Source organism: Nonomuraea sp. NPDC052265 (assembly GCF_044547985.1).
Lineage (GTDB): Bacteria > Actinomycetota > Actinomycetes > Streptosporangiales > Streptosporangiaceae > Nonomuraea.
In genome coordinates, this window is record NZ_JBIUBJ010000001.1 from 1010199 (window position 1) to 1022773 (window position 12575).

The 12575-nt window shown below is 71.4% G+C and carries 14 protein-coding genes; 6 read left to right on the forward strand and 8 right to left on the reverse strand.

All coding sequences use genetic code 11. From position 1 onward, the window contains the following. Positions 1–3 precede the first annotated feature (3 nt). From ACIHAD_RS04720 to ACIHAD_RS04750, 7 genes are all read right to left on the reverse strand, one after another. Positions 4–684, reverse strand: a complete 681-nt coding sequence (locus tag ACIHAD_RS04720) for a hypothetical protein (protein ID WP_397352973.1) — start codon at positions 682–684, stop codon at positions 4–6. A 166-nt stretch (positions 685–850) separates the two neighbouring features. Next, positions 851–1309, reverse strand: coding sequence for a tRNA (adenosine(37)-N6)-threonylcarbamoyltransferase complex ATPase subunit type 1 TsaE (gene tsaE / locus ACIHAD_RS04725; protein ID WP_397352974.1), 459 nt, complete (start codon positions 1307–1309; stop codon positions 851–853). After that, complete coding sequence (locus tag ACIHAD_RS04730) at positions 1309–2361, reverse strand: alpha/beta fold hydrolase (RefSeq protein ID WP_397352975.1); 1053 nt, start codon at positions 2359–2361, stop codon at positions 1309–1311. The genes tsaE and ACIHAD_RS04730 overlap by 1 nt, the downstream gene beginning before the upstream one ends. Positions 2362–2380: 19 nt before the next feature. Continuing rightward, entirely contained in the window at positions 2381–3529 is a 1149-nt protein-coding gene (alr, locus tag ACIHAD_RS04735; RefSeq protein ID WP_397353050.1) for an alanine racemase, read from the reverse strand. Between the two features lie 61 nt (positions 3530–3590). After that, complete coding sequence (locus ACIHAD_RS04740; RefSeq protein ID WP_397352976.1) at positions 3591–5045, reverse strand: NAD(P)H-hydrate dehydratase; 1455 nt, start codon at positions 5043–5045, stop codon at positions 3591–3593. A gap of 116 nt (positions 5046–5161) precedes the next feature. Beyond that, entirely contained in the window at positions 5162–5512 is a 351-nt protein-coding gene (locus ACIHAD_RS04745) for a holo-ACP synthase (protein ID WP_397352977.1), read from the reverse strand. Positions 5513–5525: 13 nt separating this feature from the next. Then, positions 5526–6929, reverse strand: coding sequence for a PhoX family protein (locus tag ACIHAD_RS04750; RefSeq protein WP_397352979.1), 1404 nt, complete (start codon positions 6927–6929; stop codon positions 5526–5528). Between the two features lie 205 nt (positions 6930–7134). On the opposite strand from ACIHAD_RS04750, the gene coaA reads away from it, so the two are divergent. Continuing rightward, positions 7135–8037, forward strand: coding sequence for a type I pantothenate kinase (gene coaA / locus ACIHAD_RS04755; RefSeq protein WP_397353051.1), 903 nt, complete (start codon positions 7135–7137; stop codon positions 8035–8037). Here coaA and ACIHAD_RS04760 read toward each other — a convergent pair. After that, a complete protein-coding gene (locus tag ACIHAD_RS04760; RefSeq protein WP_397352980.1) occupies positions 8009–8143 on the reverse strand; it encodes a hypothetical protein in 135 nt (44 codons plus the stop codon). The two genes, coaA and ACIHAD_RS04760, sit on opposite strands and share 29 nt — an antisense overlap. 63 nt (positions 8144–8206) lie before the next feature. On the opposite strand from ACIHAD_RS04760, the gene ACIHAD_RS04765 reads away from it, so the two are divergent. The 5 genes from ACIHAD_RS04765 to ACIHAD_RS04785 are packed head-to-tail and all read left to right on the forward strand — an operon-like array spanning position 8207 to position 12557. Next, positions 8207–9133: a DUF389 domain-containing protein gene (locus ACIHAD_RS04765; protein ID WP_397352981.1), complete on the forward strand. Its 927-nt coding sequence runs from the start codon at positions 8207–8209 to the stop codon at positions 9131–9133. A gap of 40 nt (positions 9134–9173) precedes the next feature. Then, positions 9174–10082, forward strand: a complete 909-nt coding sequence (locus ACIHAD_RS04770; protein ID WP_397352982.1) for an ABC transporter ATP-binding protein — start codon at positions 9174–9176, stop codon at positions 10080–10082. After that, on the forward strand, positions 10075–10929 hold the full coding sequence (locus ACIHAD_RS04775; RefSeq protein ID WP_397352984.1) for an ABC transporter permease: 855 nt from the start codon (positions 10075–10077) through the stop codon (positions 10927–10929). The genes ACIHAD_RS04770 and ACIHAD_RS04775 overlap by 8 nt, the downstream gene beginning before the upstream one ends. Next, complete coding sequence (locus ACIHAD_RS04780; protein WP_397352986.1) at positions 10926–11840, forward strand: ABC transporter ATP-binding protein; 915 nt, start codon at positions 10926–10928, stop codon at positions 11838–11840. Before ACIHAD_RS04775 ends, ACIHAD_RS04780 begins: the two co-directional genes overlap by 4 nt. Beyond that, positions 11841–12557, forward strand: coding sequence for an ABC transporter permease (locus tag ACIHAD_RS04785; RefSeq protein WP_397352987.1), 717 nt, complete (start codon positions 11841–11843; stop codon positions 12555–12557). The last annotated feature ends 18 nt before the right edge of the window (positions 12558–12575 follow it).

Sequence of the window (12575 nt, forward strand, 5' to 3'; positions counted from 1 at the left end):
CGGTCACGCCCGGCTGCGCCGCTTGACCACCATGACCGCGCCTCCGACGAGGACCAGGGCGACCAGCGCGCCCGCCGGGCCCAGCGGGATCGAGGACTCGTCGTCCACGTCGCGGCCGAAGGTGCCGCCGCCGCCGGCCTTGGGCGCCTTGGTCGGCACGCCGGTCGGCTCGGCCTCGGCCCTGACCACCTTGAGCGTGGCCTTGCCGACGTCGTTGGTGCCGTCGCACTTGACGTCGACGGTGTACGAGCCGCGCTTGACCGTGCCCGAGACCGTCGCCTCACCCCGGACCCAGGGCGAGCCGTTGGCCGGGGTGCTGGTCGCGGCCGGCGTGGCCGATCCGGCCGGCACGGGGTTGAGCGGGACGCCGTTGATGAACGCCTTCGAGGTCGCGGTGCCGGTGTGGGCCGGGCCGCCGGACGGCAGCGGGCAGTTGGCCAGGATCCACACCTTGGACGTCTCCCCGGCGGTGACCCGGTCGGGGTTGAGCTGGACCGCGATGCTCGGCCTCTTGGCGGCCGGCGTGGCTGTCGCCGTGGTCGTGGCCGTCGTGGTGGCGGTGGTGGACGTCGTGGCTGTGGCTGTCGGTGTGGCTGTCGGGGTGGTCTCGGCCGAGGCCGCACACCCGGTCAGCCCGACCACCATGATGGCACCCGCGTACGCGACTCGCCTGACCCTGAGCACCGCCGCACCCCACTTTGCCGTCTTGCACCCAGCATCCACCAAAAAAGCGGATGTCGCCCCTCCTGATACCCAGAAATTCTGGGCAAATCCCTGACCAACGATCATGATTTATGTCTTCGGACAGGTACGTCAAGGGTGACAGCTTTGCCAGGAATTGACGGACGTTTTAGCCTTCGGCCGGATCAGACGGCGTGTCGGCCCACCGGGCGCCCACCCGGCGCAGGGTCACCAGGCGGGCGTCGTCGCCGGTCTCCCGGTCGATGTGGATCTCCAGCCGGTCTTCGGCCAGCCCCTCGACCAGGCCCTCGCCCCACTCGACCACGGTGACCGACTCCTCCAGCGAGGCGTCGAGGTCGAGGTCGTCGACCTCAAGGTCGCCGCCGAGCCGGTAGGCGTCGGCGTGCACCAGGGGCGGGCCCTGCCGCAGCGACGGGTGCACCCTGGCGATCACGAAGGTGGGCGAGGTGATCGGCCCGCGTACTTTGAGACCTTCGGCGATGCCCTGGACCAGCGTGGTCTTGCCCGCGCCGAGCGGGCCGGACAGCACGATCAGGTCTCCGGGACGCAGGTGGGCCGCCAGGCGCGCGCCGTAGGCCCGCATGTCCTCCGCTGTCGCCAGTCGCACTACAACTCCACTCGCTTGATCAGGTCGCGCAGCGCGTCGTTGACGATCCCCGGGCGCTCCAGCTGGATCAGGTGGGAGGTGTCGGGGACCTCGGTGAGCTGCGCCTTGGGCAGCGCCGCCGCGATGGCCCTGCTGTGGTCGGGCGGGGTCAGCCAGTCGCGCTCGCCGTAGACGACGGCGGTCGGGACCGGGTCGAGGACGTGCAGCGCGGACAGCTTGTCGTGGTTCATCAGGGCCGGGTAGAAGGCGGCGAACACCTCGGTGGGGGTCTGCCTGATCATCGACTCGGCGAAGTCGACCACGGTCGGGCTCACGTTCGCGGAGTCGCCGAAGCCCATGTAGCGGGTGATCAGGAAGGCGATGTCGCTGCCCGCGTGCCGGGTCCTGTCGACCAGCGAGCCCTTCCTGCCCAGCAGCGACACCGTGGACGGCGCCACCTTGTGCACGGCCTTGGACACCATCGCCGGCAGCCCCAGCGTCAGCTCGGCCAGCTTGCCCGCCGAGGTCGCGATGAGCGCGGCCGCCCGGATCTTCTCGCCGAACAGCTCAGGGTGGCTGTCGGCCAGCGCCATGATGGTCATGCCGCCCATCGAGTGGCCGACCACCACGCACGGGCCGGGCACGAACTCCTCGATCACCTCGGCGAGGTCCTGGCCCAGCCGGTCGATCGTGCTGTCGTCGGCCGTGCCGCGCTGCGAACGGCCGTGGGAGCGGATGTCCCACAGCACCATGCGGTAGTTCTCGCGCAGCTCCTTGCGCTGGTAGTGCCACGATTCGAGGTTGAGGCAGTAGCCGTGGCACATCACGATCGTCAGCGGCGCGTCTTCAGGGCCGTCGATCTCGACGTGCAGCGCGACCCCGTCGGAGGTGACGAGCGTGCGCTCCCTGCCGCGCAGCTCGCCGAACGGCTCGCTGGCCTCCTCGTCGTGCCGCAGCCTGATCCGGCCGACCGCGTAGCGCTTGGCCAGAGCCGCCGCCGCGACACCGGCCGACGCCGCTCCGACGATCGCGCCGGCGATCCCGACCCTGCGCCGCCGTGTTGTCGTCGTCATGTCCCCGATCCTTCTCCGCTCATGGCCGCTCCGGAGTGCCCGTCGTCACATGCTGGTGGACCCGTGGCACCCGGGAACCGATCCTGGTCACGATCTCATGCGTGATCGTGCCGAGGGTATCCGCCCATTCCTGAGCGGTCGGCTCGCCCCCGTCGCCGGGGCCGAACAGCACCACCTCGTCGCCCGGCGACAAGGGGTCGTCGCCGACGTCGATCACGAACTGGTCCATGCACACCCGGCCCGCCACTTTCCGGCGGCGCCCGCCCGCCAGCACCTCGGCTCTTCCCGTCGCGTGCCGGAGTATGCCGTCGGCGTAGCCGAGCGGCACGAGGCCGAGGGTGGTCTCGCGGTCGGTGACGTAGAGGTGACCGTAGGAGACCCCCGACTCCTCAGGGACCCGCTTGACGAGCGCGATCCTGGCCGTCAGGGTCATGGCCGGACGCAGCCCGAAGTCGCCCAGCTCGGGGACGGGGCTCAGCCCGTACATGGCGATGCCCGGCCTGACCAGGTCGAAGCGGGCGGCCGGCAGGGTCATGACGGCGGCCGAGTTGGACAGGTGCCTGATCACCGACGACCCGGCGGCGCCCGCCTGCTCGGCCAGCTTCAGCGCGCTCTCGTACGCCTCCAGCTGCTGACCGACCGACAGATGGCCGGGGACGTCGGCGCAGGCGAAGTGGGACCACAGGCCGACGATCTCGACGACGCCCTCCGCCCGCAGCTCCAGCGCCCTGCCCAGCAGGCCCGGCCAGGCGGCCAGGGGCGCGCCGCCCCTGCTCATGCCGGTGTCGGCCTCCAGGTGGACCTTGGCCGGGCGGCCCGCGCGACGGGCGGCGGCGGCGATCTCGTCGAGCAGGCCCTCGTGCGCGGCCGACAGCTCGATGTCCTCTTCGACGGCCCGGTCGAGGGGCTCACCGGGGGTGATCAGCCAGGCCAGGACGGGCGCCGTGACGCCGCCTTCGCGCAACGCCAGCGCCTCGGCGACGAACGCCGTGCCCAGCCTGGACGCGCCACCCTCAAGGACGGCCCTGGCCGAGGGCACCAGCCCGTGGCCGTAGGCGTCGGCCTTGACGGCACCCATCAGCTCGGCGCCGCCCGCCCGCTCCTTCAGCAGGGTCACGTTGTGCCTGATCGCGGCCAGGTCGACCCGCGCCTCGGCGGGGGTGGCCATCGAGGAGTACATCTCTCCAGTGTGGCAGCTCAGACGGGTGGTCGAGCGCGGTTTCCGCCGCTCAGGGGCGGGGTTCGCCGTGGACGGAGCGGATCGCCTCCGGTACGGCCGCCGCCACCCCGGCGGAGGTGAGCGGGGCCCCGCGCGCGGCCAGCCGGCCCGCCAGCCCGTGCACGTACGCGCCGACGGAGCCCGCGTCGTAACAGCACAGCCCCTGGGCCAGCAGCGCGCCCGCCACGCCCGACAGCACGTCGCCGGTGCCCCCGGTGGCCAGCCAGGACGTGCCGGTCTCGTTCACCCGGACCGGCCTGGCCTCCTCGGCCACCACCGTGGTCGAGCCCTTGAGCAGCACGGTCACGCCCAGCTCGGCGGCGGCCCGGCGGGCGTGCTCCAGCCGGGCGGCCTCGATGTCGTCGCGGCTCACGCCGATCAGCCGCGACAACTCGCCCGCGTGCGGCGTGATCAGCACGGGCGCCCGCCTGCGCAGCAACGACCGGTCGCGGGCCACCAGCGTGAGCCCGTCGGCGTCGATCAGCACCGGGACGTCCGAGGCCAGCACGCGGGCGGCCAGCTCGTGCGCCCAGTCGCCGGTGCCGAGCCCGGGGCCGAGCAGCCACGCCTGGACGCGGCCGACGTCCTCGACGGACGGCCGGTCGAGCGGGGTGACCACCGCTTCCGGCCAGTGCGCGCGCACCTGCCGGACCGGCTCGTGGGTGCCCGCGTAGCGGACCATGCCCGCGCCCGCCCGCAGCGCGCCGCCCACGGCCAGTACGGCCGCGCCGGTGTACAGGTCGCTGCCCGCGGCCACCCCGAGCACGCCCCTGCGGTATTTGTCGGACTCGTTGCCGGGCCTGGGCAGCAGGTCCTCCACGTCCGCGCGGGTCAGCGCCGCCACGTCGGGATCGGGCAGGAAGGGGCCCAGCCCGATGTCGACCAGTTCGACCCTGCCCGTGTGCGCGGCCCCGGGATCGACCAGCAGGCCCGTCTTGTACGCCCCCATCGTCACCGTCACCCGCGCCCGCACCGCCGCGCCCGCGACCCGCCCCGTGCTCGCCTCGACGCCGCTCGGCACGTCGACCGCGACGATCGTGCCGTGGGCCGCGTTCGCCTCCTCGGCCAGCCGGGCGTACGGCTCGCGCAGCGCGCCCTGGGCGCCGATGCCGACCAGCCCGTCCACGATCAGGTCGGCGTCCTCGACGGCCGCCCGGCCGGGGACGCGGCCTCCGGCGGCCAGGAAGGCGCGCAGGCCGGCCTCGTGCGTCCTGGAGCCGGCCAGGACGGCCTCCACCCGGGCTCCCCGGCGGGCCAGGCGTTCGCCGGCGTAGAGGGCGTCACCGCCGTTGTCGCCGCTGCCGATCAGGAGCACGACGCGGGCGCCGTACACCCGGCCCAAGAGGTCGGCGCAGGCGGCGGCGAGACCGTGGGCGGCCCGCTGCATGAGGGCGCCCTCGGGCAGGCGCGCCATCAGCGTGCGCTCGGCGTCCCGGATCTGGTCGGCGGTGTAGGCGGTCTTCATGGCCTCACTCCGTTCGGCTGCTCGGTCGCCATATGCCGCCGCCTCTCCCCGCTCTGGTCGCTTCGCTCCCGCCGCTCCTCCACGCGACGGCACGCCCTCGCGCGCATGATCCGAAGCTATCCCTCCGCGATCACGTAGGCCACGGCGACGCCCCCGTCATGGCTGAGCGACAGGTGCCAGCGCTTGACCCCGAGGCCGTACGCCACGTCGGCGACCTTGCCCGACACGTGCAGCTCCGGCTTGCCCAGCTCGTCGCAGCGCACCTCGGCCTCCAGGTGCCCGAGCCCCCTGGGCGCGCCGAGCGCCTTGGCCACGGCCTCCTTGGCGGCGAACCTGGCGGCCAGCGAATGCGTCGGCAGCGGACGTTCGACGTCGGTGAACAGCCGCTCGCGCAGCTGCGGTGTGCGTTCGAGAGCCGCCTCGAAGCGGGCGATGTCGACGATGTCCACTCCGATACCCAGGATCATCGTCCCAGGCTACTCAGAACAGGCCGCGCTCCCACGGCCCCCAGATGGCGAACGAGCGCCCCTGCCCGGCCTGGACGTTCACGAAGAGCGTCCGCCCGCCAGGCCCGAACGTCGAGCCGGCGAACTCGGCGCCCGGGTCGCCCTGGATCGGGTGGAGGCGGCAGAAGTCGAAGATCTCGCCCGTCCTGGTGAGGCCGCGCAGGTAGTTGTCGCCGTCGCCGTCCTCGCAGAGCACCAGCGTGCCGCGCCGGCTGACGGTCACGTTGTCGGGAAGGTCGAGCGCCGACGAGCGCGGCGACTCGTACACGAGCCTGAGCCGCCCGCTCCACGTCTCGTACGCCCACACCTGCCCCCGCCCGTCGCCGAACCCGGCAGGCGGCGGGTCGCCCGGCGCGGTCGCCCCGCCCTGGGTGGAGACGAAGTACACGACGCCCTGGTGGAACACCGCGCCCTCCAGCCGGGCGAAGATCGCCGCGCCGCCCGCGCGCCCCTGCCGGCCCACCGCCTGGACGGCCTCCTCGTACGGCGGCCGGCCGGTGAAGCGCGGGTCGGGGTCGTCGATGTCCACCCAGCGCGTGGCGTACGCGGCGCCCGCCCGCTGCCCGCGCGACAGGTCGGCGCGCTTCACCCCCTCGACGGCGAGCATCTGCAGCCTGCCGCCGTCGAGCAGCCGGCCCTCCCGCATCGGGTGCTTGGGCGGCAGGTAGCGGTAGAAGCCGGAGGGGAAGGAGAAGTTGTCCTCGGTGAGGTAGAGGGCGCCGGTGGAGGGGTCGAAGGCGGCCGACTCGTGCGGGAAGCGGCCGGCCGACCTGATCGGGCGCGCGCTCGCGACCCCGCCGACCGGCACCTCGAACAGGTAGCCGTGCCGGCGGGTGAGCCTGGTGTTGTCGCCCCCGGACGGGTCGTCCCCGACGTCGGGGCCGTTGACCGTCTCCTCACAGCTCACCCAGGCCCGCCAGGGCATGGAGCCGCCGGAGCAGTTCATCATGGTGCCGTTGAGCGAGGGGCCGCTCCTGATCACCTCGCCGTGGCCGGTGACGTGCAGGGTCGAGGTGCCGCCGCCGGCCGCGGGGTCGTAGGCGGCGTCCTTGTCGCCGAACGCGCCCACCGGGCCGCCGACCTCGTGGTTGCGTACGAGGATCGTGCCGCCCTTGGGGCCGGCGAAGGCCGCCATGCCGTCGTGCCTGCCGGGGACCGTGGTGCCGTCGGAGAACTTCTCGCCCGCGGCGCTGAACGAGCGGTAGCGGAAACCGTCGGGCAGGTGCAGGCGTACCTTGCCGTCGCGCAGGTCGGCGGCCGGTTTCAGGGGCCCGTAGCCGGCCGCGGGCCGGACGCCGCCCCGCGCCCCGGCGCAGGCGACCCCGGCGAAGGGCCCGGCGACGGCGAGCACGTTGGCGAGGAAGCGGCGACGATCCACAAGACCTCCCGGGAGGCTACGACCGGAACAGTAGCCGCCCGCCGGTTCCGCCATACCCGGATCGTCGGGACCGGTCTTCCTTCCCGGAATCATCCTTTGGTAATCCCACGTTTTTATCCACAGGCTGTGGATACTCGCCGGGCCGCACCCGCCCATGATCGCATTTGTCCCCCATCGCTACGCTGCCTAGGTGAACAACGGCTACGTGGAACTGAGCAGGGAGCAGTGGAGCGAGCTCCGCAAGAACACGCCCTTGACTCTCACCGCAGACGAGCTGGAAGACCTGCGCGGCGTCGATGACCCCATCGACCTCACCGAGGTCACCGACATCTATCTCCCCCTGACCCGGCTGCTGAACCTGCACTTCACCGGGTCCAAGCAGCGCAGCAGCGTGCTGAGCGCCTTCCTCGGGGACGCCGGGACGCGCCTGCCGTACATCCTGGGCATCGCCGGCAGCGTCGCGGTCGGCAAGTCGACCACGGCGCGGCTCCTGCACACGCTGCTGGCCCGGTGGCCCGAGCACCCGCACGTGGAGCTGATCACCACCGACAGCTTCCTCTACCCCAACGCGGTGCTGGAGGCCAAGGGCATCATGCAGCGCAAGGGCTTCCCGGAGAGCTACGACCGGCGCGCGCTGGTCAGGTTCGTGGCGGAGGTCAAGGCGGGCGCTCCCGAGGTGTACGCGCCCGTCTACAGCCATCTGGAGTACGACATCGTCCCCGGCGCCCGCCAGGTCGTGAAAAATCCAGACATCCTGATCATCGAGGGCCTGAACGTCCTCCAGCCCGCCCCGCCCACGTCCCTGGCCGTCAACGACTACTTCGACTTCTCCATCTACGTGGACGCCAAGGTCGAGGACATCCGCACCTGGTACGTCGAGCGCTTCCACAAGTTGCGCCGCACGGCCTTCGAGGACCCCAAGTCCTACTTCAAGTACATCGCCGAGCTCACCTACGAGCAGGCCACGGAGTTCGCGGTCAACGTGTGGCGCGACATCAACGAGCGCAACCTGGTCGAGAACATCGCCCCCACCAGGGGCCGGGCCGATCTCGTCCTGCAGAAGGGCGCCGACCACGCGGTCAGGCGGGTACGGCTTCGCCGGACCTGAACACCTCGTCGAAGACGTAGGCGGCGAACCGGCCCGCGCACTCCTGGTCGTCGATGTCGGCGAACCAGCATTCCTCACCGTGATCGTGGCATCTGAAGCGAGTCATGTGAGGCAGCCTCGCGTATGCCGGTCAACGCGACGTCAATGTCCGATGGACAACAATGGCGGAGTGCTGCATCTGCGACTGATCATCCCTTCCGACCGCACCGATGAGGCCGTCGCGCTGCTGCGGGACTGCATGGGCGTCACCAACATCATCGTCCTGCCGGGCGCCGCCCGCGAGCCGGCGGGCGACGTCGTCCTCTGCGACGCCGCCCGCGAGTCGGCCAACGAGGTGATCAGCCGGCTCAAGTGGCTGGAGGACGTCGGATCGATCGCCATCGAGCAGGTGGACCTGTCGCTGTCCAGGGCCGCCACGGCGGCGGTCGAGGAGGCCCCCGGCGATCCCGACGACGCGGTGGTGTGGGAGGAGCTGGCCCACAAGGTCTCCAGCGAGTCCCGCATCACCTGGGCTTACCTGGCCTTCCTGGCCATCGCGACGCAGCTCGCGGGCATCGGCGTGCTGCAGAACTCGCCCATCCTGATCGTCGGCGCGATGGTGCTCGGCCCGGAGTTCGGCGCGATCGCCGCGATCTGCTTCGGCCTGCTGCACGGGCGCGGGCGCCTGATCATCAGCTCGTTCAGGACTCTGGTCGTGGGCTTCACGGCGGCGATCGCCCTCACCTTCGCCTGCGCGCTGGTCTCCACCTGGCTCGGCTGGATCACCGAGAACAACCTCGGCGTCAACTCCGAGGTCCACTTCATCGTCACTCCCGACAAATGGTCGTTCATCGTGGCGCTGCTGGCCGGAGGGGCCGGGGTCCTGTCGATCACCGCAGGCAAGTCCTCGGCGTTGATCGGCGTCTTCATCTCGGTCACCACGGTCCCGGCGGCCGGTTACCTCGCCGTCGCACTCGCCCTGGGTGACTGGAAGGAGGTCTCCGGGTCGGTCTCGCAGCTCGCGGTGAACATCCTGGGGATGGTCATCTCAGGCACGGCCACGCTGGTGGTCCAGCGGAAATTCTGGCCTCAAGTAGGACAACGTTCATCCGTGTGAACGAGGCCACGCCCACCCCGTGCCCGGTAGTGTCCGCCACATGCACATCCTCGCCACCGAGGGGCTGACCAAACGCTTCCCCACCGTCACCGCGGTCGACCGGCTCACGGTGACCGTGGGATCCGGCGTCACCGGTCTGGTCGGCGCGAACGGCGCGGGCAAGTCGACGCTGATCAAGATCCTGCTCGGCCTGCTGCCGCCCAGCGAGGGCGTCGCGCGGGTGCTCGATCTCGACGTGACCGCCCGGGGCGCCGAGATCCGCCGGCTCGTCGGCTACATGCCCGAGCACGAATGCCTCCCTCCCGACGTCTCCGCGACCGAGCTGGTCGTCCACCTCGCCAGGATCTCCGGCCTGCCGCGTACGGCCGCCCGCGAGCGCGCCGCCGACGTGCTGCGCCACGTGGGCCTGGCCGAAGAGCGCTACCGCCCGATCGGCGGCTACTCCACCGGCATGAGGCAAAGGGTCAAACTGGCCCAGGCCCTCGTGCACGACCCCAAGCTCGTCTTCCTCGACGAGCCCACCAACGGGCTCGACCCGCGCGGCCGCGACGAGATGCTGACGCTGATCAGGCGCATCGGCACCGAGTTCGGCATCAGCGTGCTGGTCACCTCCCACCTGCTGGGCGAGCTGGAACGCATCTGCGACCACGTGATCGTCATCGACGGCGGCCGCCTGCTGCGCTCGTCGGCGATCTCGGAGTTCACCCAGGCCACCCAGACCGTCACGGTCGAGGTCGAGGACGGCCTGGAGTCCCTGGCCCGGCGCCTGAGCGAGACCGGCCAGACCGTCTCCCAGCAGGGCCGCCTGCTGGTGGTCAAGGTGGTCGGGCCCGAGACCTACGACGCCGTCCGCGACGCCGCCGCCGACCTCGACCTGTGCCTGATCCGCCTCGAACAGGGACGCCACCGCATCGAGGACGTCTTCAGGGAGGAAGCGGCCAGTGTCTGAGATCTACGACATCGGCTACCGGCACTACGACGGCCCCCGTATGGGCGGCGCGTACGCCACCCGCGCGCTCACCGTCCACAGCCTGCGCGGCGTCTTCGGCCTCGGCCGCCCGGCGCGCAGCAAGATCGTGCCGTTCGCGCTGGTCGTCATCATGCTGCTGCCCATGGTGGTGTCGATCGCGCTCATGGCGCTGGCCAAGCAGCGCGGCATCCCCTACAGCGGGTTCGCGGTCGTCATGCAGCCCGTGGTGGCGATCTTCCTGGCCTCCCAGGCGCCCACGGTCGTCGCGCCCGACCTGCGCCACCGCGTGCTGCCCCTGTACCTGTCGCGTCCGCTCACGGTCCTCCAGTACGTGACCGCCAAGGTCGCCGCGATGACCGCCGCGCTGTTCCTGTTGGTCGGCGCGCCGCTGACGCTGATGTGGATCGGCGAGCTGGTCGTGGACATGCCGGGGCCGCCCGCCACCGGCGAATACCTCGGCGCGCTGCTCATGGCGCTGCTGCTGGCCCTGCTGCTGGCCGCGTTCGGCCTGGCCCTCGCCTCGTTCACGCCGCGGCGCGGGCTGGGGGTGGCCTCGGTGATCACGGTCTACCTGCTGGCCTCGGCGTCGGTGCCGCTGCTCTACGGCACGATGATCAACACCGGGAACGAGTCGGCGGCTCCCTGGGCCTGGTTGATGAACCCGTTCTGGCTGGTCGACTCCGTGCAGTCGTGGCTGTTCGGCACCCCGTCCCACGCCGACGGCCCGTACCCGAACGGTCCCGCCTCGGCGGCGATCCTGGTGGTGCTGATCGGCGTCGGCCTGGCCGCTCTCGCCCTGCGCTACAGGAAGGCGGCCTCGCGATGAAGATCGAGCTCTCCCAGGTGTCCCGCTGGTACGGCAACGTGGTGGCCGTCAACGACGTGACCATGACGATCGGCCCCGGCGTCACCGGCCTGCTCGGCCCCAACGGCGCGGGCAAGTCGACGTTGCTGCACATGATGGCCGGGTTCCTGGCGCCGTCCGGCGGCTCGGTCACGTTGGACGGCACCCAGGTCTGGAAGAACCACCACATCTACCGAAATATCGGCCTGGTCCCGGAACGGGAGGGCGTGTACGGCTTCCTGACCGGCTGGCAGTTCGTCCTGTCCGCCGCCCGCCTCCACGGCCTCCCCGACCCCGTCGAGGCCGCCCGCAAGGCGCTCGCCATGGTCGAGATGGAGGAGCCGAAGGACCGCCGCGTGGAGACGTACTCCAAGGGCATGCGCCAGCGCGTCAAGGTGGCCGCCGCCCTCGTCCACGACCCGGACGTGCTGCTCCTGGACGAGCCGTTCAACGGCATGGACCCGCGCCAGCGCCTCCACCTGATGGACCTCGTCCGCGCCATGGGCACGGCGGGCAAGACCATCCTGTTCAGCTCGCACATCCTGGAGGAGGTCGAGCGGGTCGCCCAGCATATCGAGGTCCTGGTGTCGGGCCGGCACGCGGCCTCGGGCAACTTCCGCGAGATCAGGCGCCTGATGACCGACAGGCCCCACCTGTTCGTCATCCGTTCCAGCGACGACAGGAAGCTCGCCGCGGCCCTGATCCGCGACGAGTCGGCCGGCGGCATCACCCTGCGCCAGGACGGCCTGGAGGTCCAGGCGACCGAGTTGCGGCGCTTCGCCCGGCTGCTCCCCCGCGTCGCCCGGGACGAGGGTGTGCGCCTGCACCAGGTCTCCCCCGCCGACGAGGACCTGGAGAGCGTCTTCTCCTACCTGATCAACAGGAGCACCTGAATGAACACCGTGGTCGCGGGCATCACGTACCGCTCACTGCTCGGGCGTCGCCGCATCATCCTGCTCCTGCTGCTCCCCCTGGCCCTGATCGGCCTGGCCGTGCTGCTGCGCGTGGCGACCGGCGCCGACCAGAAGCTGGCCGTGGACCTGATGAAGAACTTCGCGATCCAGGCGATGCTGCCCCTGCTGGGGGTCATCGCGGGCACGGGCGTCATCGCGCCGGAGATCGACGACGGCACCGTCATCCACCTGATGTCGAAGCCCATCTCCAGGCCCGTGATCGCCCTGACCAAGTTCGTGGTGGCGGCCTCGCTCATGGCCCTGTTCGCGACCGTGCCGACGTACGTGGCGGCCTGGATCCTGGTCGGCGGCGAGGACGGCATCGCGGCCGGCTTCGCCCTCGGCGCCCTGGTCGCCGGCATCGCCTACGCCGCGCTCTTCCTGCTCCTCGGGGTCGTGACCAAGCACGCGGTCACGATCGGCGTCATCTACGCCCTGGTCTGGGAGGTCACCGTGTGCAGCCTCATGCCGGGGGCGCGCAGGTTCTCGATCCAGGAGTGGGGCACCACCGTCGCCGACCAGATCAGCGACTCGCCGTTCCTGACGTCGACCGTCACGGTGGGCTTCGCCGTACCGGCGCTGATCGTCGTGACCGTGGCGGCGGTCTTCTGGGCCGGGCGCAGGCTGCGGGTGTTCGCCCTCACGGGCGACGAGTAGCGGCCCGGCGGGTACGGC